Origin of the sequence: Nocardiopsis listeri NBRC 13360, from assembly GCF_001570765.1 — a bacterium.
Taxonomy (GTDB): domain Bacteria; phylum Actinomycetota; class Actinomycetes; order Streptosporangiales; family Streptosporangiaceae; genus Nocardiopsis; species Nocardiopsis listeri.
On record NZ_BCSH01000010.1, the window covers coordinates 1 to 23,602 of the forward strand.

Below are 23,602 nucleotides of genomic sequence, written 5' to 3' on the forward strand. Positions count from 1 at the left end.
GCCCCACCCACACACCCAAGCGATGCCCAACAACCAGCCATCTCCGCCCCTTGGAATTACTCATCTAGCGGGCCCTTTCCGGGCACACCCGGAAGGCACACGGCGGCGGAGGGCCCGGGTCGCATCGGGACCGTGCCCTCCTTCCCAACTCCACACCCCTCCTCCACTCCAGCTCAGCGCCGTTCCAGACGGGGGAAGACCACCTTCTTCAGCACCAGGGTGAGCGCGGCCACGGTGGGGATGGCCAACAGCGCCCCGACCAGACCGAGCAGCGCACCACCGACCAAGGCGGCGGTGATGTTGGCCGTCGGAGCCACGTCCACGGCGTGCCGCATCACCCGGGGAGAGATCACGTAGCTTTCGATCTGCTGATAGACGAGGAAGAAGACCAGGGTGATCAGTCCCAGCCAGAGGTCACTCACCCCCACCGCAAGGGCGGCTGCGAGGGCACCGATGCTGGTGCCCACCAAAGGGATCAACGCGGTGACGGCGACCACCAGGGCCAGGGTGAGGGCGTAGGCCGAACCGATCGCCCACAGGAAGAAGAACGCCACGACCCCGCCGAAGGCGGCCACCACCAACTGTCCGGCGATGAACGCCCCGATGCGCCGAACGATCTCGTCACCGATCTCACGGACCCCGCCACGGCGCGAACGCGGTACGAACCGGTAGGAGACGTCCATCATGCCGGGCAGCGAGGCCATGAAGAACAAGGTCAGGATGAACACCGTGGAGAGGGCGAACAACCAGTTGAACACCACCTGGCCCACTCCGACCAGGCCACCGAAGATCCGCTGCCCGAAATCGCCCCCGGTGACGACTCCCTCCAGGCGTTCCAACACGTTGTAGCGGTGGTCCACCTCGTGGAAGAACGCCGTGTTCCGCAGGTGGTCGATGGCACCGGGCAGAGCGGAGACGAAACCGCTCACCTGCTCGGTCAGCGGCGGCACGATGGCCCATGTGAACACCGCCACGAAGGCCAGCAGGGCCAGGCACACGGTGACGATCGCCGCCCAACGGGGCATCCGCAGCCTGTGACGAAGGAGTTCGATGACCGGGTTCAGGCCGACCGCGAGGAAGAGGGCCACCAGGATGTAGATGAACACCGCCCGTGCCCCGGTCAGGGCCTCTACCAGCAACCAGGCGCTGAGGACTCCGAGTGCCCCGACGAACCCGACGACGAAGTAGTTGGGACGTTGTGCCCCTCCGCCGGAGGGTCCGGCGGAGGGATCTGTTCCGTTCCCCCCACCGGTGGCCCCGGGTTCAGGTTCGGCCTTCGGGCCCTCCCGTGGTCCCCCTGCCGGTGCTCCGGTCGCGCCCGTGGCCGGGGCGTCGACGCTCATGTGTTCTGCTCCGACTCGTCCTCGTCGTCCAGTTCATCGGGGAGGCGCAGGGTGAACAGGGCACCGCCGAGCAGGTCGCTGTGGCCCGCCACGAGTGTGCCGCCGTAGGCGTGCACGATCTCCCGGGAGATGGCCAGCCCGAGGCCACTGCCGCCCGGGTCGAGCTCCTTGGAGTCGGGCAGTCGGGAGAAGCGTTCGAAGACGCGTTCGCGGTCCTTGACCGGGATCCCCGCTCCGTCGTCGTGGACCTCCAGAACCGCGGCCCCTTTGCCGTGCCCGACGATGATGTCGATACGGCTGTGGGCGTGGCGCTCTGCGTTGGCGACGAGGTTGGTCAACACCCGCACCAGGCGCAACCTGTTGACCACGACGTGGACGGGTTCGGATGCGTGCACGCGCACCTGTGTGTGCCGGTGCGGGTCGGTGAACTCCTCCCGCACCAGGGCTCCCAGTTCGAGGCGTTCGCGGATCATGGCCACGTCGGTGTCCATCCGGGCCAGTTCCAGCAGGTCGGTGACGATGTTCTCCAACCGTTCGGTGTCGGAGAGCAGACCGTTGAGCAAGCGTTCGCGGGCGCGCTGGTCGGGTTCGGGGTCGGAGAGTTCGACCTCCAGTTTGGTCCGCATACCGGCTATGGGATTGCGCAGCTCGTGGGAGGCGTCGGAGACGAAGCGTCTCTGCCGGACCATCGCATCCTCCAGCCGTCCGAGGGTGGAGTTGGCGGTGCGCGCCAGGTGGGCGATCTCGTCGTCGCTGCGGGGAACGGGGAGCCTGCGGTGCAGATCGCTGACCGAGATCCGGTCCATCTCGGCGCTGATCATCTCGACCGGACGTAGCGCCCGTCCCACCCCGTACCAGAGGATCAGGGCGGTGCCCACGAGCAGGACGACCGCCATCCCGGTCAGGGCGGATTCGAGCGTGTGCTGCATGAGCACCTGGGGGGTACGGGTCGCGGCGAGCACGATCACGTCACCATAGGCGGAGTCGGTGACGGTGTAGCCCACCACCTGGAAGCAGTCGTCGGGTTCGGTCCCCGCCGCCTCATCACAAACGACCGTATCCATGCGGAAGTCGTGCTCGGCCGGTTCCCGGTCGGTCAGGGCAGGCAGGTCCCTCACCGCGGCGCTGGAGGCGAGGACCTCGTGGCTCTCCCGGTCGACGATCTGCAACCGCAGGATCGGTTCGGCGTCGGGGATGTAGGAGTCGTAACGGTCCGTCATGATGTGCTCGACGACGGCACGCGCCGCCTCCGCCGCCCGGTCGCTCAACTGGTTCTGTACCACTTCCCGGAGGAACAGGAAGGAACCCACCGAGATGGCCAGTACGACCAGGGTCAGTATGGTCGTGGCCCAAACCGTCACCCGGGCTCGGATGGAACGGGGGCGCGGCCATCGCCACCTTTTCCGTTGCCGTTCCTGGGGTTCTGACACGCACTCATTGTCACCCAGTGTCATCCCAAAACCGAGAACTGGCGACGGTGTGGCGGGACCGAGGCCCCGACCGGCCGAAGGTCCCGGCCCTTACTCGTAGGGGTCCGGTGGGTCGGTGACCTCTTCCATCCCCTCGATGGCGAACTCGTGCTCGGAGACGTCGTACAGGTCACCCTCGGGCTCCACCCAGGTGCCCTGGACCGTCCACCAACTGTCCGCCTCGGGCGCCGGCCGATCGGTGATGAGGACCTTGTTGACCACGGCGTCCGCCGCACAGCAGGCCATTTGGAGTCGGGCCAGGTACCAGCCCTCGCCCTCTTCGTTGGGGACGGCGAACCCGGTCAGCTCGATCTCACGGTCGGCCATCTCACGTTCCTCGTCGATCCAGGCCCGCATCACGAACGCCTGGATGTCGAGTTGGACCGTCTCCCCCGGTTCCGCTTCGGAGAGGGCATCGTTGAACTTGGAGTTGCCGCCCTCGTCCCGGGGTGGTGGACCCGTCGAACCACTCGTACTCTCCACCGTGTACGAACCCAGGGCCGGCGGGGCGACCACGAAGACCGCCGACACCGGGAGCAGAAGCAACCAGGCCACCCAGGGGGCGCGAGAGTGGTCGTGGCCGTGGCCGTCTCCCTGTTCCGACGTGCTCGCCTCGGCCGTGACGGGGGTGGTCTCCTCTTCGTCCGAGACATCCCCACCCCCGCGGACCTCGGCCACGATGACCAGGACACCGAGCCCGACCATGACGATCCCCGCGGCGATCAGGAAGGGCCCGAAACCCGCCTTGACCCAGTTCAGGTACAGGTCGGTGGGCACTGTGCTGGTCAGCGCGGCGACGCCGAGCAGTACGAGGGTGAATCCCTGCGCGATGCGGTTCACAGGATCAAGGCTCCGATCAGGAACGTGCTGATGAGACCGACCGCCAGAGACAGAGGGGCGAAGCGGGCGACGAAGCGCCAGCCGAACACGCCCGCCTGCATCGCGATGAGCTTCAGGTCGACGATGGGGCCGATGACCATGAACGCGAGCTTGGCGGTGGGCGAGAAGTCGGTGAGACTGACCGCGACGAAGGCGTCGGCCTCCGAACAGATGGACAGCAGGATGGCCAGCACGGCGAGCACCAGCACCGAGACGATGGGTGCCTCGGCCACCGTCAACAGCCATTCGCGAGGCACCATCACGTTGAGCGTGGCCGCCGCGAGGGCACCGACCACCAGGTATCCGCCGGCGTGCATGATGTCGTGCAGCATCGACTCGCGAAAGACCCGCCACTTGGAGGCGTCCGGGTCGTGGGACTGCGAGGGCAGGCGCAGCCAGTCGGTGCGACCGAACCTCACCCAGACCCAACCGATGACCACCGAAGCCAGCAGGGAGGCCGTGAAGCGGGCGAGCACCATCTCCGGCTGTCCGGCGAAGGCCACCGCGGTGGCGATCATGACGATCGGGTTGATGGAGGGCGCCGCGAGCAGGAAGGTCAACGCCGCCGCAGGCGCCACCCCCCGCTTGATGAGGCTGCCGGCGATGGGCACGGACGCACACTCACACCCTGGTAGCAAGGCGCCGGAGGCACCCGCCACGGGGACGGCGTGGCTCGCCTTGCTCGGGATGAACCGCCGGTAGACCGAGGTCGGCACGAACGCGACCAGGGCGGCGGACAGGGCCACCCCGAAGACCAGGAAGGGCATGGCCTGGAAGCTGATGGCCGTGAAGATGGTGGCCCAGGCCAGGAAGGCCTGGCCGGTCAGGTCGTCGGAGAGCCACGCGTGGCCGAAGGCCATCGCGGTGATGATCAAGGCGAAGAGCCAGACCGTGCCGGTCCTGCGTGCTCCGGGCCGCCTTCCCCAGTCGGCGGGGGGCAGTTCGTCTCCGCGGTCGTCCCAGCCGTCGGCAAGGGAATCGCCGAGAGAGGAGGACGGGGCGGAGTCATGTGTGGTCCGTTCGGACACGGGTGTACTCCGTGAGGTTCGGTCGGGAACTACCCGCATGGTAACCGAAAACCGTTTTCGTTCGCGCGGGCGACGACGAACCTGTGGATGGATGTGCCCGGGCCAAGACCACATGGGCGAGAACGACGCCGTCCTCTGGTCGGGACCATGCCGGCCTTCAGCGCCCACGCCGTCGGGTTCGTGGCCCGGCCCCGGGCGGCGTGTGGTCCGAGGGGATCCAGGACACCGACCTGGCCGCCGTGCCCAAGGGCGGTGGTCTCGCCCCCGGCGTCTGATCAGTCCTTCGTTTCCGGGCCCCGGTCGTCCTCACGGCCGGGGCCCTCGTCGTCCCCGGTTTCTCGATCTCCGGTCTCCTGGTCGTCGCTCTCCTCGCCGGGCTCCCGCCCATCCGCCGAATCCCCCGACACCGGACCCCAGGCGGTGACGTTCTGCAGGTCCGGCATCTTGGCCAGGGAGAACTGTGGGTCCAGGCCGTATCGCAGTTGTCGGCTGTAGTCGGCGAGCAGACGGAAGACGACGGTGGACAACGGGGCGATGGCCAACAGGTTGACCGTGGCCATGACACCCATGGAGATGTCGGCGAGGGTCCAGATGACGGTCAGCGGGGCGACGGAACCGAGGAAGACCGCGACCAGGACCGCCGAACGGAAGTAGGTCATGTGGTTGGATTCGGCGTCCAGGAACTGCAGGTTGGACTCGCCGTAGTAGTAGTTGCCCAGGACCGACGTCCACGCCAGCAGGAACATGATGATGGTGAGCGCGTGGACGGACCAGCCACCCAGCGAACTCTCCAGAGCGGTCTGGGCCACCTCGACGGGCGGGACGTCGGGGTCGAACTCGGTCCCGTACAGCAGCACGATGAACGCGGTCACCGAACAGACCAACCAGGTGTCGAAGTACACGCCCAGGGTCTGGACCAGGCCCTGCTTGGCCGGATGGGACACCGACGCCGCCGCACCGGCGTTGGGAGCCGACCCCAGACCCGCCTCGTTGGAGAACATTCCGCGCCGCATCCCCCACAGGATGGCGGTACCCGCACCACCCGCCGCGACCTCGCGCAGGCCGAAGGCGTGGCCGAAGATGGCACCGAAGACGTCCGGGACGGCCTGGATGTTGATGATCACCACGGCGACGCCGAGCAGGATGTAGAGGATCGCCATCAGCGGGACGAGGGCCTGGGCGACGGTGGCGATCCGGCGCACACCACCGAAGATGACCGCGGCGGTGATGGCGACCAGGACCAGGCCCACGGCCACGTCGAGGATCCACCCCCCGTCCCCGCCGAGGGCGCCCACCGAGGTGCCGATCGCACCGGTGATGCTGTTGGACTGGACGGAGTTGAATACGAGACTGAACGTCACGGTGATGATGACGGCGAAGAGCGCGCCCATCCACCGTCGGTTCAACCCGTGGAGCATGTAGTAGGCGGGGCCCCCACGGAATCCGGTTGCGGTACGCACTTTGTACAGCTGGGCGAGGGTGGACTCCACGAAGGAGGCCGCCCCGAGGACGCCGGCCATCAACCACATCCAGAACACGGCTCCGGGCCCGCCCAGCATGATCGCCAGGGTGACGCCGACGATGTTGCCGGTGCCCACGCGGGAGGCCGCGGAGAGCGCGAAGGCCTGGAAGGCGGAGATCTCCCTACCGCCGTCCGGAGCGGTCCCGGGGCTGCTGCGCATGACACGGAACATCTCGGGTAGCAGCCGGACCTGGACGAACCCCGAGCGCACCGTGAAGTAGACGGCCAGGATGACCAACAGCGGAATGACGAAGAAGGTCCAAAAGGCGTCGTTGAGGGCGACGAGAGCGTTGTTGAGGACGGTCACGCGTTCCCCTTCAGGTGGGCGTGGTGGTCCCGAGTGCGACTTCGGGGTTTCCCGCCCACTGTGCTCTTCCGGGTGCTCGCGACTTCTCCGGGACACGCGAAGAGGTGGTAAAGGACCGTAAACACCCACGTTCCGGCCCATGGCGAAGGGGCCCGAGCCGGCGTGTGCCGGTCCGGGCCCCTCGTTCGTTCAGCCTCTAGCGCTGGGGAGCGGAATCGAAGCGCTCACCGCGGCGGGGGCCACCCCCACCGCGACGGTCACCACGGAACCCGCCACGGGGGCCGCCGCCACCGCGACGGTCACCTCCGTAACCGCCCCGACGCTCGCCGCCGCCACGGTAGCCGCCGCCCTCGGAACGCTCGCCGCGGTAACCGCCTTCACGGTCGTTACGGCCACCGCCCCGGTAGCCACCGCCACCCTCGGGACGGTCACCACGGTAACCGCCTTCACGGTCGTTACGACCACCGCCCCGGTAGCCACCGCCACCCTCGGAACGGTCACCACGGTAACCGCCTCGGTAGCCACCACCGTTACCCCGGTAGCCGCCACCGCGACGGGGTCCGCCACGGCCGCGACGCTCGCGAACGGGCTCCGGCGGCTCGATCCACGGCTCCCAGGAAGGCTCCTTGGCGCCGGTCACCTCGGAGAGCAGCTCGTCTCCGGGGTTGACCAGGTGCTGCTTGGCCTCGACACCGGCGTCGCCGAGCAGGCGGCGGGCCATACGACGCTGGTTGGGCGCCACCAGGGAGACCACCCGGCCGGAGGCACCCGCGCGAGCGGTGCGACCACCACGGTGCAGATAGTCCTTGTGTCCCGTGGGCAGGTCGACGTTGACGACCATGTCGATACCGTCGACGTGGATGCCGCGGGCGGCGACGTCGGTGGCGACCAGGGCCTGGATCTTGCCCTCACGGAACTTGGCCAGGGTGCGCGTGCGCACGCTCTGGGTCTTGCCACCGTGCAGGGACGCGCTCGGGACCCCGGCCTCGGCCAGCTGCTCGCTGATGGTGTCGGCCCGGTACTTGCTGCGCACGAACAGGAGAGTGCGGCCATCGCGCGCGGCGATCTGGGTGACGATCTTGTTCTTGTCACGGGGCAGCACCTTGAGCAGGTGGTGCTCCATGGTGGTGACCTGGGAGACCGGCGGGTCGACCGAGTGGGTGCGCGGCTCGTTCATGTACCTGCGCACGAGCTTGTCGACGTCACCGTCCAGCGTGGCCGAGAACAGCAGCGTCTGTCCGTCGGGGCGCACCTGGTCCAGGAGCTCGGTGACCTGCGGCATGAAGCCCATGTCGCACATCTGGTCGGCTTCGTCCAGAACCGAGACCTCGACGTCGCCCAGGTCGCAGGCGCCCTGTTCGATGAGGTCGGTCAGACGGCCTGGGGTGGCGACGAGGATGTCGACGCCACGGCGCAGTTCGTTGATCTGGCGGGTGTAGGAACTACCACCGACCACATCGCCCACGCGCACGCCCACGACGCGGGCGTAGCCGCGCAGGGAATCGCGCACCTGGTGGGCGAGTTCGCGGGTGGGCACCAGGATCAGGGCCCGGGGGCGGTTGGCGGCGGCGCGGCGCTCGGAGCAGCGCATCAGGACCGGCAGGCCGAAGGCCAGGGTCTTGCCCGATCCGGTGCGGCCACAGCCGAGGACGTCGCGGCCCTCGATGGCATCGGGAATGGTGGCGGCCTGGATCGGGAACGGGGTGGTCACACCGTTCTTGGCCAGCTCCTCGGCGATGTCCTTGGGCAGCCCAAGGCTGTCGAAAGCAGGCATTACGGCAGTGTCCGTCGTCAAGTGACGTGTACCTTCCTCATCGTTTGGCGGCGTTTCGAGGAAGGCTTCACGCAGTCACAGCGGACCCAGCGAAGAAATCACACAAACGCGCCTGATCACACGCGGAAGCGACCCCTTCTCGTGTGGGGTTCGTGTGCTCTTCGGGTCAAGAGTGACGTCGACCGGGTCGACACGCTCTCCGCGTCTTGGCGGCCCGGCGCGCGCTTGTGCGCGCGGCATTGAACGACCGCTTGCAGCAGCGTACTAGAGATCATCTCCGAGCGGGGACGGGACGGGGGCATTTCCCCGGTGATACCGGTCTCCCCGCCCGCCCCGACCACAAGCGGTCGTGCTCCGGGATCAGGAACCGGCGGTCATGGCCTTGACCATGGCGGTGAGGCGACCGGCCTGAGCCTTGCGCTCGGCGGCGCACTGCTCTTCCAGGGTGTTGTCCGCGGCCTGCTGCAGGAGCGCCTTGGTCGCGACGGCGGCGTCGGCGTTGACCGCGAGGAGCCCGGCGATGGCGTCGTCGACGGCACCGTCGAGTTCGTCGACGCCCACGACGAGGGTCGCGAGACCGATCTCGCGGGATTCCTCGGCACCGACCTTGCGGGCGGTCAGGCAGATCTCGACGGCGCGGTGGACTCCGACGATGTCCACCAGGGGCTTGGTTCCGGTGAGGTCCGGCACCAACCCCAGGGCGGGCTCCTTCATGCAGAACCTGGCGTCGTCGGCGAGGATGCGCAGGTCACACGAGAGGGCCAGCTGGAACCCGGCGCCGATCGCGTGTCCTCGCACGGCGGCGATGGTGACCAAGTCGGGACGGCGCAACCAGCGGAAGCCCTCCTGGAGTTCGGCGATGTAGGCGTCCAGCTCGGCGTCGTCCGTGGTCCCCTCGGCCAGCCCGTCGATGATCGAACGCTCCCCGTCCACCCCTTCGGGGGTGAACATGTTGAGGTCGATGCCCGCGGAGAAGATGTCGCCCTCCCCGGAGATGACGACGATTCGGACATCCCCGGGGAGCGTCTGGCCGATGTGGGCCATGGTCGTCCAGGTGCGACCGGTCATCGCGTTGCGACGCTCGGGGCGGGCGATGGTGATGCGGGCGACCGCGCCCTCCACCGACAGCCGCAGTCCCGCGCGGGTCAGCTCCTCCTCGGTGGGCGCCTGTCGCGCGCCGGTCTCCTGCTGGGCCTGGGACATGTGTTCCTCCGTCGGGTCGGTGTGACACCCCCGACCCTACTCGCCGGTAACCCCGGCGCCGCCACCGACCGTCACGCCTTGCGTGTCGCCCCGCCACGCCCGCGCAGCTCCACACCGGCCTCGCCCAACAGACGGTGCACGAAACCGTAGGAACGGCCCGTGGCCGCGGCCAGGCCACGGATGCTCTCCCCCTCGTCGTAGCGGCGCTTGAGATCGGCGGCCAGCTCCGCGCGACCTGCACCCGAGACCCGGGCGCCCTTCCTCAACTCGTCACTCACAGTTCTCTCCCGTTCAAGACACTCCGGCACCGTAGGGGCCGGAACCACAGCCATGATCAGGCATGGGCGTCCCGGACCGCCACAACCGACGGCGGACACACCGAGTAACCGGGGTTTCGGAGACACACAAACCCGGTCCGAAAAAGAGGAGGGGTGAACCTCCCAGCCTTCTGGGCGTCCACCCCTTCCCCACCGTGTTCCCACGGGCCGGCTCAGGCCAGGGCGATGAGGTCCTCGAAGTCGGCGCTCCACATGTCCTCGACCCCGTCCGGGAGCATGATGACCCGCTCGGGCTGAAGGGCGGAGACGGCGCCCTCGTCGTGTGTCACCAGGACGATCGCGCCCTTGTAGTTGCGCAGCGCCGAGAGGATCTCCTCACGGCTGGCCGGGTCCAGGTTGTTCGTGGGCTCGTCGAGCAGCAGCACGTTGGCGCTGGAGACCACCAGCGTGGCCAGGGCCAACCGGGTCTTCTCACCACCGGAGAGCACACCGGCGGGCTTCTCGACGTCGTCGCCGGTGAACAGGAACGAACCCAGGGTCTTGCGCGCCTCCACCTCGGGCAGCTCCGGGGCGGCGCTCATCATGTTCTCCAGAACGCTGCGGCCCACGTCCAGGGTCTCGTGTTCCTGGGCGTAGTATCCGAGCTTGAGCCCGTGGCCCGAAACGACTCGACCGGTGTCGGCCTCCTCGACTCCGCCCAAGAGACGCAGCAGGGTCGTCTTGCCCGCTCCGTTGAGCCCCAGGATGACCACCCGGCTGCCCTTGTCGATGGCCAGGTCCACCCCGGTGAAGATCTCCAGCGAACCGTAGGACTTGGACAGTCCCTCGGCCATGAGCGGGGTGCGTCCGCAGGGGGCCGGGTCCGGGAAACGCAGTTTGGCGACCTTGTCGGCCTTACGGACCCCCTGCACCCCGTCCACGATCTTGTCGGCGCGGTTGAGCATCTGCTGGGCCGCACGGGCCTTGGTGGCCTTGTAGCGGAAACGCTCGGCCTGCTTGCGCAGGGTGTCGGCCTTCTTCTCCGCGTTGGCCAGCTCGCTGCGGCGTCGACGCTCGTCGTCCTCGCGCTGGATCTGGTACTGCTTCCAGCCCATGTTGTAGATGTCCATGACGCTGCGGTTGGCGTCCAGGTAGAAGACCTTGTTGACCACGTGCTCGACCAGTTCGACATCGTGACTGATCACGATGAGTCCGCCCCGGTGGGACTTGAGGAAGTCGCGCAACCAGACGATGGAGTCGGCGTCCAGGTGGTTGGTGGGCTCGTCCAGCAGCAGCGTGTCGGCCCCGCTGAACAGGATGCGAGCCAGTTCGATGCGGCGTCGCTGACCACCGGAGAGGGTGTGCAACGGCTGACCGAGGACCTTGTCCGGCAGACCCAGACTGGAGGCGATGGCCGAGGCCTCGGAGTCCGCGGCGTACCCGCCCAGCACGTGGAGGCGCTCCTCCCACCTCGCGTACTGGCGCACGCCCTTGTTACGGGTCTTCTCGTGGTCGCTGGCCATCTTCTTCTCGGCCTCGCGCAGCCCGTGCAGCGCCTCGTCGATTCCGCGGGCGGACAGCACACGGTCCTTGGCGATGACGTCCAGGTCTCCGGTACGGGGGTCCTGGGGCAGGTAACCGATGGTGCCGGACGAGGTGACCGTCCCACCGGTGGGCAGCCCCTCACCCGCCAGGACCTTGGTCATGGTGGTCTTGCCCGCACCGTTGCGGCCGACCAGACCGATCCGGTCGCCCGCGGCGACCTGGAAGGTCGTCGGCTCCAGAAGGAGGCGGGCTCCGACGCGCATTTCGAGGTCGGTGGCGATCAACATGGGTGGAGCTTCCTCAAGGTGGTGTGACGGTCGGTGGCTGCCCTGGACCGCGCGCGGCCGGGCCCTTGTTCGTGGGGCCGGCGGGTGGGGTCGGATGGGCTGGAGCGCCCCGGCGGACCGACCCAGCCTAACGGCACGGGTGAGGGGGTCGGCGAAGGATTTTTTCCGGGATACCCCAAGCACGGGGGCGGAGCGCGCACGGGCGCGCCCCCGACCCTCACAACGGGTTCGGGGGCGTGGCCATTCCCCGCGCCGCGGGAGCGGTCTCACATCAGGTCGTCATCCCTGTTCCCTGTCCTTGTCCGACCTGTCCTTGACGGTCTTGTCCTTGGTCCCTTTGACCGGTTCGGCCGTCTCCTGGCCCTGGGCCACCACCACGACCGCTTTGTCCTTGTCCGCCCCCACCGGGCCGGACTCCTCTTGCCCACCAGCGTCGTTCTCGGTGCTGACCGGAGGACGGTTGCGCAGCAGCGCCGCCAGGACGGCGGCGATCGGGGTCGCCAGGAACATGCCGGGGATGTTGCCGAGGATGCCGCCCGCGGTGATCGCGATCAGCACGACCGGCGAGGGCAGCTCCAGGGCCTGTCCGTAGATCCGGGGGGCGAAGAAGCTGCTCTCGGCCTGTTGGACCACGACGACCGCGATCACGATGATCAGCGCGATGACCGGGCCTTCGGCGACCAAGGCGACCATGGCCGCCAGTAGACCGGTGAGGAAGGCACCGATGACCGGTAGGAACGCGCCGATGAACGTCAGCACGATCAGCGGGATGGCCAGGTTCACGTCCAAGAAGATGAACAGGAAGATGCCGATGCCGACGGCGTCGATGACACCGACCATCGCCACGCCCCGAACGTAACGGCCCATCACCCCGTAGGCGACACCACTGGCGTGACGCAGGCCGGGGCGGGACTTGGGCGGCAGCAGGGTGACGACCCAGTCCATGAGCTTGTCGCCGGAGTGCACGAAGTACACGGTCATGGCGATGATCAGGACCAGGCCGAGCAGGATCTGGACCACGGCCGTGCCGGCGGTCCAGGCACCACTGAGCAACTGATCGGTGTTGTCGGTGATCATCCCCTGGACCTGTGCCCAGGCGTTGTTCAGCATCTCGGTGAACAACGCCTGGTCGACGAAGGGGATCTCCACCTTCTGGATCTCGATGAAGGCGCTGCTGACGCTGGCGACCAGCCCGTCGAAGCCCTGGATCGCGGGAGAGACGATCATGGTGACCACACCGCTGAGCACGACCAGCGCCGAGAGGACGGACAGCGCGGTGGAGGATCCCCGGCCCAGTCCCTTGCTCCGCAGCCAGTTGGTCATCGGCATGAGCAGGGCGGTGATGAAGACGGCGAGCACCACCGGCAGGGTGATCACCGACAGGTGGATGACCGCGTAGACGAACAGTCCGACCACGACGCCGATGAGCAGGATCCGCCAGGCGACGTCACTGACTATTCGCAACAGGTCACCGGCGCCGACGTCGTCCTGCTCGGCCGCGGCCCGCTTCTCCTGTTCCACCTTGGCCTCGAACTCGGCCCGGGCCTCTTCCTGCGCCTCCAGGTGGGCGAGGCGTTCGGCGCGGGCTCTGCGGGACACGAGCCACTTGTTCAGGAGCGCCCAAACTCCCGGCCGCTGGGCTTGCACATGGACTCCATTCTCCGGTGGTCACACCGAGGTCGCTCATCGACGGCGACCACCCGTGTGCCGTTTCGTCTTGTTCGGGGGATGGAAGGCGGATGGTGCGTGGGTGTCGCAGTGGGGTTGATGCACGGTACAGGGTCCGGGTTCTACCGGACCCTGTGAAGGACACAACTCCGTCAGAACTGCCAGGGTTCCCGGGTGTGCCCGCTCTCGACGATCTCGTTGCCGAAGGGGGCCAGGGCCACGGGGATCATCTTGATGGAGGCCCACGCCATGGGGATTCCGATGATGGTCACGGCCAGGCCGGCGGCGGTGACGATGTGGCCGATGGTCAGCCACCATCCGGCGACGATCAGCCAGATGACGTTCAGGAGGGTGGAACCCCCGCCGGCGCCTCGACGGCGCACGAGGTCACGGCCGAACGGCCAAATGGCGTACTTGGCCATGCGGAAGGACGCGACTCCGAACGGGATGGTGACGATGAGGACACAGCAGATGACGCCGGCGAACACGTAGCCGAGCGCCAGCCAGAACCCGGCGACGAAGATCCAGATGATGTTGAGAATGAGCCGCAAGAGGGCCACGGTGATTCGTCTCCTTGAGTCTGTCCTGGACGCGGGTGCCGTTCGTCGGGTATTCGATCGAACGCATCCTGTTTTCTATCGTCTGGGACGCCCGGACACCATGCCCTGTTCGCTCTTGGATCCCTGGACCTACCCTTAGGGGACTCCGCGGGACACGAGCGGCACACCGGGCCTCGTCGGGCGCCGGCGAGCACCCGGCCGATCCTCGCGGAGGGTGATGACATACGGTCCCACCCAATCTCGCAGACCTACAGCGACCAGAATGTGATGGGCGTATCAGAGGGACCCCCTAGGCAGGGGCGACATAGCGCCATACGATGTCCCTTGTCCTTCGCAAGACGGTCGTACATGTGATCCGCGACAAACTCGGACAAATGCCCATAGAACTGGTGTCAGGCATCAGGTTTCGGTAACAGTTGAACGAGTAATTTCCCCACCCCCCGTGCACGATCGGGAGTGGGGATGGCATGATTACGTACCGGCTCGGACGGAGGCTGTCACCGCCTCCGCGGCCGTTCGCGTGAGAGCACCCCTTCATCGACAGACATCGCCTGCTGTGATGGTGCTTCTCGTGGTTTCAGCCACACCGGGGAACAACACCTGCACCGCACGACGTTTGCGTCGTGCGGGGTGCCTCGCGCCGCGTGACCGACTTGTTGGTGACTAAAGCTTTTTAAGACAGCTTACTAGTGATTTCAGTAGAGGTGGTTCAAGCATGTCTCAGGTACGTCGGCAGGCCGCGCTGCGCCCCCGCCCGAGCTGGGGGTGGCAGGATGCCGCCGCGTGCCGGGGCGAGGACCTTGTGCTCTTCTTCGGCCCGGATGGCGAGCGCCAGCCGGAGCGGGAGATTCGTGAGCGCAAGGCCAAGGAGATCTGTGCGGCCTGCCCGGTTCGGACCGACTGCCTGGACTATGCGATCTCGCGTCCGGAGAAGTACGGCACCTGGGGTGGTCTGAACGAGGACGAGCGCGCCTCTGAGCGCCGTCGTCGCATGCGACGCGCCAACGCCGCCTAAGTTCGCGTTTCATTCCCCACGCGGAACTCTTTCCGGAAGGCCCCGGCCCCAATGACCCGCGGCGCCCCGACGTTCACGTCGAGGGCGCCGCGGGTTTTCCACTGTCCGGGTCACGGAACGGACTCGAACCTCTTACTCGGAAGGAATCTTCGAGCGAGCCGCCGTGGCCTTCACGGCCCGGCCGGCCCCGCCCTACTCGGCGCGGCGGAACAGGTGCCGGTCGAACCAGTCCAAGGTGCGCACCGCGACCTCCCGCCACTGCCGCGTCCCGCCCAGAAGGCGATCGGTCCCCGAGACCACGCCCAGCTCCGAGGGGCCTCCCAGGTGGGCCCTCGTCCACTCCCCCAGCTCGCGCACGAACGAGTCCTCGCTCTCCAAGAGCAAGAGTGTGGGCGCGCGCACCCTTCCCAACGCCGATTCGGCCAGGTCCACAAGGCCACCGTGCGCCACGACCGACGCCACGTCCTGCGGCAGCTCCGCTGCGGCCACCAGTGCCGCGGGCGCCGCGTATCCCCAACCCATGACGCCCAAGGGTTCGCTGGCCGCGTCGGTGGCCCGGCGCAACCAGGTGACCGCCGCGCCCAACCTCTCGCCCAGGACCTCGGTGTCCCCCTCGTCGTCACCGTCGTCACCGTTGTCACCGGCCATCAGATCCAACAGCAAGGTGGCGTATCCGGCCCGCTGCAACGAGGCCGCGATCGCCCGTCTTTCAGGGTCCCCGCGTCCACGGCCGAAGGCCATCACCACCACACCGCGTAGGGCCGTGGGCATGGTGAGGTCACCGTCGAGGTAGACCTGCCCGGCCCTGATTCGCACCGCGCGGGCCTCCTCGGGCCGAGGGCGCGAACGTTGCAGTTCGGTCAGGATCGTGGTGACGTGGTCGTCCGAGAGCTGGTCGAAGTCCCGGTACCACTCCCCCACCGCTCGGAAGTTGTCCGGTGCGCCGATCACCACCACCGCGTCGGCCTCTCCCTTGAGGGTCTCCAGCGCCTCGGGCGAGGCCACCGGCACCGCCAGGACCAGGCTGGAGGGGCCCGCCTGGCGCACCATCCTCAGCGCGGCACGGGCGGTGCCGCCGGTGGCCACTCCATCGTCGACCACCACGCAGTCACGGCCGGCGATCCGGGGTAGGGAACGCTCACCCCGGTAGATGCGTCGCCGGCGGTCGAGCTCCTCGCGTTCGGAGATGACGGTGTCGGAGAGTGCCTGGCGAGGAACGCGCATCCGTGCCAGGGCGAGGTCGTCGTAGAGGACGTGACCGTCCTCGGTGATGGCGCCGACCCCGGTCTCGGGCCGACCGGGTAGGCCGATCTTACGCACCATGAGGACATCGAAGTCCGCGCCGAGACCGCGCGCGAGTTCGGCTCCCACCGGCACGCCACCGCGCGGCAGGGCCAGCACGATCGGGTCGTCGACCGCATGGGGACGCACGCGATCGGTGAGACGTCGGCCCGCCTCGATCCGGTCGGTGAAGGGCAGGGATACGGGTACCGGGTTCATGTCGTCGCCTGTGCCGGGACCATGGGACCCGACACCCCTCCTTCCGGCTGTCCGTGGATCACACCGCTCGCAAAGTGCTACCGGCATACCCCGCCGTACACGGATTACAACCCCGAGTCCGGGCAAAACCCGCACCCTTCACCGGAAGGTGAGAAACCGCCGATCGCCCGGTGTCAGGCCGGCCGGAAGCCGTCACGCAGCACCGCCATCAGCAGCGCGTCGTGTCTGCGCCCCTCCCACAGCAGTGCTTCGCGCAGGCGACCCTCGACGTAGAAACCGCAGGAACGGTAGACGGCGATGGCCCGCATGTTGAAGGCGTACACCTGGAGCCAGAGCCGGTTCAGGCCGATCTCCTCGAACGCGTAGCGCATGACCAGTTGGGTGGCCTCCCGGCCCAGCCCCTTACCGGTGAACTCGATGGCCGACAGCGCTATGCGGTAGCCGGCGGTCTCGTTCTCCGAGGACACCGAGTAGATGGAGAGCTCCCCGAGGTAACGGCCGCCCTTGGGTTCGGTGATCGCCAGGTCCAGGCGGTCGTCCCCCTCTGCACGGCCGTGACACCACAGGCGCGCCTGTTCATACGTCAGGTGCCCGTGCGACCCCGTGAGCCTGCGGACCTCCTCGTCCAGTCCCGCGGCGAAGTAGGCGTCGGTGTGTTCCGGGCCGAGGGGGACCAAGGACACGTTCTCGCCGTTGAGGGTGGGCTTGTCTCGCAGCGCGCTCGTGTTGATCATGCGGGTCTTCCGGTTCCGGCCGGGACCGTGGGGCACGGCATTACCCGGGTGAGGGAGACGGTGGTCAGGGGTGCCGCACGCGGGAACGGGTCGCGGTGGCGGGGCCTGGGTGCATGGGCCGGGGCGGGGACGAGGTGGGACGGGGGCGAGGTGGGGCGGGGCCTTTCCGGGCTCTCGGTGAGGACATGGGCTCCCTATGTAAAACACCTCCGCTCCGAAAGGCAAGCCCGCCGGGACCGAGCGCGCCAAAAAGCTGTTCATCCGATGACCGGACTGGATAGCATCGGCCCGCATCGAAAGCGCTTTGGGAGCCGCCCGTGAACACCCCGACCGACATGGCCACCACACCACCGCCCGAGGCCAGGCGTGCCCGGGTCGCGGTGTCGACCCTGTTCTTCGTGAACGGGTTCACCTACACCAACGTGGTGCCCTGGCTCCCCGTGATCAAGGACGGGCTGGGTCTGAGCAACGCGGAACTGGGATTGGCGATCGCGGCGATGCCGTTCGGCGCGATCCTCACCGGGATGCTCGCCGGTCCGCTCATCCACTGGTTCGGCAGTGGGCGGACCGCGGTGGGTACGAGCCTGATGAGTTTGGGAGCGCTTCCATTCATCGCGCTCGCGCAGAACTGGTGGATGCTCGCCGGTGCCCTCTTCGTCCTGGGCTCCGCCGACGCCTGGACCGACTCCGCTCAGAACTCGCACGGCCTACGGGTGCAGCGACGCTATCGACGCAGCATCATCAACACCTTTCACGCGGTGTGGAGCCTGGCCGCGGTCTCCGGCGGACTGCTCGGCGCCGCCATGGCGGGTACAGGAGTTCCCATCCTGTGGCACCTGGGCGGGGTGACCACCGTGCTCGTGGTGATCAACCTGGTGGTCTCCCGTATGTTGCTGCCCGGCCCGGAGAACAGCGAACGCGAGGACGGGACCAACGGCCACGACGGCGGTCGCGTCCGTATGTCCGGTCGTGCCGTGGTCCTGCTCCTGGCGCTGGGCGTGTTGTTGATGATGGCGGGCGGCATCGAGGACTCCGCCGCATCCTGGGGCGCGGTGTACATGACCTCGGAACTGGACGCGGCGCTGTTCCTGGCCGCCATGCCGTTCGTGGCCTGCCAGGCGATGATGACGCTCGGTCGGCTCCTCGGCGACCGGGTCACCGACCGTTTCGGGGCGGTGGTCGTCGGGCACGCGAGCGGACTGTTGTCCGCCGGTGGCATGGCCCTGGCCCTGGCCTTGCCGCACCCGGTCACCACGATCATCGGCTTCGGGGTGATGGGACTGGGCGTGTCCACGCTGTTCCCGCTGACCCTGGCCGCCGCCGGAAACGTTCCGGGGGTGCGCACCGGCGACGGGATCACCCTGGTGGGGTGGCTGGGCCGCGTGGGGTTCCTGGCCTTCCCCCCGACCGTGGGGTTCCTCGCCGACTCGGTGACCCTGGGCGGTGCCCTGTGGGTGATCGCCGTCGGGGGCGCGGCCGCCTTCCTCCTTGCCCCGGCCCTACGGCCACGATCGTGACCGCATGACGGAGGGCCCCGACCATGGTCGGGGCCCTCCTCACATCAGAGCCCACGGTGCTGTGGGCACGGACACGGTGTTACTCGACCAGGCCCGGACGGCGGCTGCCGGCCCACAGGGCCAGAGCGCCGATACCGGACACGACGGCGCCACCGAGCACGAAGCCCGACAGGTCGACGCCGGTCGCGGCGAGGTTCGGGTCACCGGCGTTCGACGCCGGGGCCGGCGTGGTGGGAGTGGTCGCACCAGGGGTCTGGCCCTGGTCACCCTCACCGTCGTCGCCCTTGTCGCCTTCGCCGCCGTCGCCACCCTCGTCGCCGCCCCCACCGTCACCGGGGGGAGGGGTCTGACCGTCGTCGGGCGGCGAGGTCTCATCGTCGTCGTCGCCGGGCGGAGGCGTCTCGCCACCGTCCTCGCCGTCGTCGCCGTCATCACCATCGTCGCCGTCATCGCCGTCGCCGGGCGGAGGCGTCTCGCCACCGTCCTCGCCGTCGTCGCCGTCATCACCGTCGCCGGGCGGAGGCGTCTCGCCACCGTCCTCGCCGTCGTCGCCGTCACCAGGCGGGGGCACCTGGTCGTCGCCGTCGTCGTCGCCGTCGTCGCCGCCGGGGGGAGGCGTCTCGCCCTCCTCTTCGTCAAAGGGGAGGATGTTGAAGACGTTCTCGACGGGGCGCTCCACGACCTCGGCGAGGTCGATCTCGACCTCGACCGGCTGGGACTCGACGCTCTCCTCGGTCACCTCGGAGGTGACGTCAGGAGCGGTCTCGTCCGCGGTCACGGCGAACGCCGGACCGACGGAGAAACCGGCCATGAAGAGACCCGCCGCGGTAACGGTGAGTACCCGATTCTTGGGGGACATCCGACTCCTTTCTTTTTCTTGTGCAGTGATCACTCAGGGGAAATGGCATAAAGGTGGCCGTCGTGGACCACCACCGCGCGGTCGCCGAGCAGGCCGCGCGGAGTCTCTGTGCCTTCGGGAACCTCGGTGGTCTCACCAGTGGCGTCGATCGCCACCGTGGACCCGTCGAGTTCACCGAAGACCTGATCGCCGAGTGCGACCTCGGGTTCGAAGCCGGGGACGACGCTGGTCTCACCACTGCCCGGGGCGAACAGCACCGGGCCGTAGGCCGCCAGATCGGGACCGAGGGGGCCGGTGCGGTGGTGCACCTCCGCCAGGTCCTCCTCCTCGACCTCGGCGGTGCCGAGTACCGAACCGTCGGTGTTGTCGTGGAAGGCGAGGATGCGGCCGTCGCCCTCCTCTGTCTCCCAGCGGACGAGGGCGTAGCCGCGCAGGAAGGTCATGACCTCGTCGAGGTCGCCGGCGCCGTCGGGCTGTTCGGGCTCCACTCGCCGCGGGTCCTCGTCGGGGGCGACCCAGTGCCAGGGACCTTCGAGCACACCGGCGAGCGCGCGGCCGTCCTCGGCCAGCAACGCCGCGGAACCGCCAGGGGTGTCGACCTCGGCGAGTTCTCCGTCCACCAGGACGTAGGCGCTGTCGTCGTCGCGCACCAGGACACCGTCGCCGACGAACTGGGCGGAGGCGGTCTCGTTCAACTCGACGTTGACCGCGGTTCCCCCCGACTCCGGCCAGAGCCACAGGGCTCCGGGGGTCTCCAGCGCGACGTGGGGGCCGCCGTCGAACTCCACGAAACGGGGGCTGCCGAGCGCCTCACCGGACGCGAAGGGAAGGTCGACCGACCACTCACGGGACCCGTCCGCGTTGAGCAGGTTGAGCCGTTCGGACGGGTCGATGTAGGCGAGTCTCTCTCCCTCGCGATCGACCGACGGCTGGGTGTCCGGGGCGAGTTCCTCGGTGATGTCGACGGTGGTGCCGTAACCGGGCGGCGCGGGGTGGTCCAGTTCCACCGTGGTGTCGTCGCCTTCCTCTTCGGAGGCCTCGGTGGAGCCGGAGAGGAACCTCGCCGCGACCAGGCCGCCCCCGACCAGGACCAGTAGGGCCAGGCAGGCGGCGCCGACGACCAAGAGCACGCGTCGACGCTTGGCCCCGGCGGCACGGTCCTTCTGGGTGCCGGGATCCGTGGCGGGCACGGGTCCGGTCGGAGGCTGCTGCGGAGCTCCCTGCGGCGGAGGTCCCTGCACCGGTTGGTCCGCGGCTTGGACGACCCCGTCGGGGGTGGCCAGCAGGCGCCAGTAACCGTTGGCGTCACGTGCTTCCACGAGCACCGGCTGACCGATGTGCGCGGCGTAGCCGGTGGCGACGTCCAGCGCCGCGCGCCGGGTCTCCTTGGGGGCCTGGCCCTGGACTACCTGTCGCCGACCCTCGATGACGATTTCGGCGTTGCGTTCGTCCGGCGCGATGACGATGACGGCGGTGGGCCGGGGATGCCCCGGGCGGGACGCCCGGCTCATGGTGCCTCCGAAGGCGTGTGGAACATGGACCTGTTCGTGTACGGGAGAGAGAGGATCGTGGTCGACGATGACGTGCGGTGGCGGCTCGGCCGGGTGACCGAAGAGGGGGTTACGGCACAGACGTAGTCATTGCTGGACGTGATCATACTGATCCCCACAGGAGCCGATCGACCGTATCTGATGCCGGAAAAACGGGCGTGGTTCACGCTCACTCCCATGCTTTTCGCTTGACGCATCGAATGACCTGCGTTGATCCGGGATCATTCACCGAACGCCGGGCACGCTTCGTTCCATCAGCACTGGTTCGGACACGCAGAAACGTGTCGAAGTTGACGCCGAAACTGGCCGGATCCGGCCACCCTGCGTTCCCGGAAACTCACGGGTACGGCCCTTGCGCGTCCGTCGCGGGACCGGCACCAGGCCGCTCCCAATGCGAGATCCTGAGGTAGGCGCCCGGAGTGAAGATCAGCGTCACCGCCTCCAGGTCGCTTCCGTTCGGTTCCAGCACCAGATGGACCGGGCGGCCCTCGCTCAGCCTCAGGTTCAGGGTCGGGCTGGACCCCCCGGTCATCCGGCCCTGGATCGTGTGCGCCCCGGCGCCCAGACCGATCAGCAGGGTCCGTCCCGGCGCCAGTTCTCCCACACGGGCGCCGTCCACGTGCACCCGGTAGTCGACGAGCATGTCCCGGTAGCGGCCGCCCGGGCGGTGCACGTACACGGGGATCCAGCCGTACGGAAGTCGGGCGTGGGCGGGCATCCCGGCCAGTTTTCGGGTGGGATCGGGCGGCGGTTCGGGGAGGGTGCCACGCTCCTTCCTCCATGTCACGGAGGCGATGACGAGCGCCACCGACCCGACCAGCAGCGTGGGGAGCAGTACCCACTGTCCGGCCCACAGGATCCAGACCAGCGCGGGGATCGACAGGCCCGCCGACATACCCATGCTCGCCCCGGCCATGATGCCGAGGGGATCGGCCTCCTTGGTCCGCCGTCGTTCCGCCGGAGTCGTCTCCCTGAAACCGACGAGGCAGGCCACACCGATGGGCGAACAGAGGAGCACGGCCATCCACGATCCCGCCACCACCGGCACTCGGCCTTGGGTGAAGTGCGTTGTCATGGCGGTGCTGAACACGATGACGAACGCCAGGAGCGATACCGAAGTCAGGATCTGCCAGGGCCTCATCGGGCGCCCTCCTTCGCTTGGAGGACCCGAGCGCGTTCACGTCGGTAGGACCGGGTGCGCGGAAGGGCGAAGGCCGGTCCGGTCAGGATGAACGGCGTGTTGGTCATGAGCGCCACCAGCGACCCGGCATGAGGATCGAGGCGCCCCCGGGGTCGAGCAGCGGATGGTGATCGGTGGGCGACGGGCGTAGGAGCCTGGGGGATCGGCCGGTCGTCATGACGCACGGTCCGAAGAGACGGCGCTCCTTGGCCGGGTTTCCTTGGGGGAGGTCACTCGGGGACCTTTCGTGGGGATCCGGCTCGGGGCGGCGGGCTCGCGGCCTCCCGCCGGACGGCGCGAGAATACCGACAACGACCGTGGCGTGGGAGCTTTCGGCCGTTTGTGGTCAGCGACCGTTCTGTTCGTTGATGGTGTCGATGACCGCTTGTTCCCGGCGTTGGGCGATGCGGTCGGCGCGTTCGAAGTGACGGTTGGCGAGGTCGGCGCGGGCGGCGGCGGTGCGCACGGTCGGCCACAGGGCGTCGATCTCGGAGTTGAGGGAGGACCCCACGAGCACCGCGATGGCCATGACGTACAGCCAGGCCAGGATCGCGATCGGGGCGGCCAGCGACCCGTAGATGCTCACCTGGCCGAAAGAGGCGTCGAGATAGGCGCGCAGGAGCGCCGAACCGCTCAGCAGGACCAGGGTCGCCAACGCCGCCCCGGGCAGGTGGCGCCACAGTGGGGTGCGCACCGGGACGCTGAGCGCGTACAGCAGCGTCACCGCGGCGGTGACCATCAGGGCCACGAGGGGCCAGTAGAGGAGGTTGAGTCTGCCCACGGTGATCGGCAACAACTCGTGGACCAGGTCCGGGCCGGCCACCAGGATCGGCAGCACCAGCACGGCGAAGAACAGGCCGCCGAGGTAGGCGAAGAAGGCGAGCAGGCGCTGCCCCAACCAACCGCGGAGCTCGTCCAGGCCGTAGGAGATGGTGATGGATCGGATGAACACGTTCATCGCGCGCGAGCCCGACCACAGGGACACCAGGAACGTCACCGACAGCACTCCGCCCTGGACACCTCCGAGGAAGTCGTCCACCAGCGGTTCCACCACGGAGGCGACCGTGTCGGGGGTGAGGATGCGCGCGGCCAGGTCCAGCATCCACTCGCGGATCTCCACCACGAGGTCCTCGCCGAAGACCATCGCCAACGGTCCGAGCGCGCCCAACAGACACAACAGGAGCGCCGGCAGGGAGATCAGCGCGAAGAAGGCCGACTCTGCGGCCAGGCCGACCACTCGGTCACGAGCGAAGGCGCGGATGGTGCGCAGGACCAACAGGGTGCCGTTGTGGACCATGGGGTGCCGACGGAGCCACACGTCGGCCGCTCTCCACAAGCTCTCCCAAAAACCCACCACAAGGAGAACGTTAGCGGTAATGGAGCAGCTCGGGCGGTTTCGCGCCAT

At 68.3% G+C, this 23,602-nt stretch carries 19 protein-coding genes; 2 read left to right on the top strand and 17 right to left on the bottom strand.

The genetic code is table 11. The annotated features are described in order from the left end of the window. Nucleotides 1–173: 173 nt before the first annotated feature. From NLI01S_RS04620 to NLI01S_RS04670, 11 genes are all read right to left on the bottom strand, one after another. Entirely contained in the window at nt 174–1,343 is a 1,170-nt protein-coding gene (locus tag NLI01S_RS04620; protein WP_067599714.1) for an AI-2E family transporter, read from the bottom strand. Next, nucleotides 1,340–2,773 (bottom strand): sensor histidine kinase, encoded by a 1,434-nt coding sequence (locus tag NLI01S_RS04625; RefSeq protein WP_067599717.1) that lies wholly within the window; start codon nt 2,771–2,773, stop codon nt 1,340–1,342. The genes NLI01S_RS04620 and NLI01S_RS04625 overlap by 4 nt, the downstream gene beginning before the upstream one ends. A gap of 90 nt (nt 2,774–2,863) precedes the next feature. Further along, on the bottom strand, nt 2,864–3,652 hold the full coding sequence (locus tag NLI01S_RS04630) for a TIGR03943 family putative permease subunit (RefSeq protein ID WP_067599720.1): 789 nt from the start codon (nt 3,650–3,652) through the stop codon (nt 2,864–2,866). Then, complete coding sequence (locus NLI01S_RS04635; RefSeq protein ID WP_067599723.1) at nt 3,649–4,719, bottom strand: permease; 1,071 nt, start codon at nt 4,717–4,719, stop codon at nt 3,649–3,651. The genes NLI01S_RS04630 and NLI01S_RS04635 overlap by 4 nt, the downstream gene beginning before the upstream one ends. Nucleotides 4,720–4,994: 275 nt before the next feature. After that, entirely contained in the window at nt 4,995–6,548 is a 1,554-nt protein-coding gene (locus tag NLI01S_RS04640; protein ID WP_067599725.1) for an alanine/glycine:cation symporter family protein, read from the bottom strand. Nucleotides 6,549–6,744: 196 nt separating this feature from the next. Continuing rightward, nucleotides 6,745–8,322 (bottom strand): DEAD/DEAH box helicase, encoded by a 1,578-nt coding sequence (locus tag NLI01S_RS04645; RefSeq protein ID WP_190318361.1) that lies wholly within the window; start codon nt 8,320–8,322, stop codon nt 6,745–6,747. Between the two features lie 360 nt (nt 8,323–8,682). Further along, complete coding sequence (locus NLI01S_RS04650; protein ID WP_067599728.1) at nt 8,683–9,525, bottom strand: enoyl-CoA hydratase/isomerase family protein; 843 nt, start codon at nt 9,523–9,525, stop codon at nt 8,683–8,685. Nucleotides 9,526–9,596: 71 nt separating this feature from the next. Further along, on the bottom strand, nt 9,597–9,803 hold the full coding sequence (locus tag NLI01S_RS04655) for a helix-turn-helix domain-containing protein (protein ID WP_067599734.1): 207 nt from the start codon (nt 9,801–9,803) through the stop codon (nt 9,597–9,599). Between the two features lie 212 nt (nt 9,804–10,015). After that, nucleotides 10,016–11,614, bottom strand: coding sequence for an ABC-F family ATP-binding cassette domain-containing protein (locus NLI01S_RS04660; protein WP_067599737.1), 1,599 nt, complete (start codon nt 11,612–11,614; stop codon nt 10,016–10,018). Between the two features lie 279 nt (nt 11,615–11,893). Continuing rightward, nucleotides 11,894–13,261, bottom strand: coding sequence for an AI-2E family transporter (locus tag NLI01S_RS04665; protein WP_067599740.1), 1,368 nt, complete (start codon nt 13,259–13,261; stop codon nt 11,894–11,896). A gap of 173 nt (nt 13,262–13,434) precedes the next feature. Further along, nucleotides 13,435–13,842: a YccF domain-containing protein gene (locus NLI01S_RS04670; protein WP_067599743.1), complete on the bottom strand. Its 408-nt coding sequence runs from the start codon at nt 13,840–13,842 to the stop codon at nt 13,435–13,437. A 715-nt stretch (nt 13,843–14,557) separates the two neighbouring features. Between NLI01S_RS04670 and NLI01S_RS04675 the strand changes: the two genes are divergently transcribed. Then, entirely contained in the window at nt 14,558–14,857 is a 300-nt protein-coding gene (locus tag NLI01S_RS04675; RefSeq protein WP_017588640.1) for a WhiB family transcriptional regulator, read from the top strand. Between the two features lie 192 nt (nt 14,858–15,049). On the opposite strand, the gene NLI01S_RS04680 is transcribed toward NLI01S_RS04675, so the two are convergent. Together NLI01S_RS04680 and NLI01S_RS04685 are read right to left on the bottom strand one after the other, a co-directional pair. Next, the gene (locus NLI01S_RS04680) at nt 15,050–16,357 is read right to left on the bottom strand and encodes a phosphoribosyltransferase family protein (protein ID WP_067599746.1); all 1,308 of its coding nucleotides are present in this window, start codon (nt 16,355–16,357) and stop codon (nt 15,050–15,052) included. A gap of 173 nt (nt 16,358–16,530) precedes the next feature. Then, on the bottom strand, nt 16,531–17,091 hold the full coding sequence (locus tag NLI01S_RS04685) for a GNAT family N-acetyltransferase (protein WP_067599749.1): 561 nt from the start codon (nt 17,089–17,091) through the stop codon (nt 16,531–16,533). 335 nt (nt 17,092–17,426) lie between these two features. Here NLI01S_RS04685 and NLI01S_RS04690 point away from each other — a divergent pair, with 335 nt between their 5' ends. After that, a complete protein-coding gene (locus NLI01S_RS04690; RefSeq protein ID WP_190318364.1) occupies nt 17,427–18,608 on the top strand; it encodes an MFS transporter in 1,182 nt (393 codons plus the stop codon). A gap of 79 nt (nt 18,609–18,687) precedes the next feature. On the opposite strand, the gene NLI01S_RS04695 is transcribed toward NLI01S_RS04690, so the two are convergent. The 4 genes from NLI01S_RS04695 to NLI01S_RS04710 form a co-directional block, all read right to left on the bottom strand. Further along, nucleotides 18,688–19,467: a hypothetical protein gene (locus NLI01S_RS04695; protein ID WP_067599753.1), complete on the bottom strand. Its 780-nt coding sequence runs from the start codon at nt 19,465–19,467 to the stop codon at nt 18,688–18,690. Nucleotides 19,468–19,496: 29 nt separating this feature from the next. Beyond that, nucleotides 19,497–20,978: a hypothetical protein gene (locus tag NLI01S_RS04700; RefSeq protein ID WP_190318362.1), complete on the bottom strand. Its 1,482-nt coding sequence runs from the start codon at nt 20,976–20,978 to the stop codon at nt 19,497–19,499. A 376-nt stretch (nt 20,979–21,354) separates the two neighbouring features. Beyond that, the gene (locus tag NLI01S_RS04705) at nt 21,355–22,158 is read right to left on the bottom strand and encodes a hypothetical protein (RefSeq protein WP_067599755.1); all 804 of its coding nucleotides are present in this window, start codon (nt 22,156–22,158) and stop codon (nt 21,355–21,357) included. 385 nt (nt 22,159–22,543) lie between these two features. Continuing rightward, complete coding sequence (locus NLI01S_RS04710) at nt 22,544–23,554, bottom strand: YihY/virulence factor BrkB family protein (RefSeq protein WP_067599756.1); 1,011 nt, start codon at nt 23,552–23,554, stop codon at nt 22,544–22,546. Between the last annotated feature and the right edge of the window lie 48 nt (nt 23,555–23,602).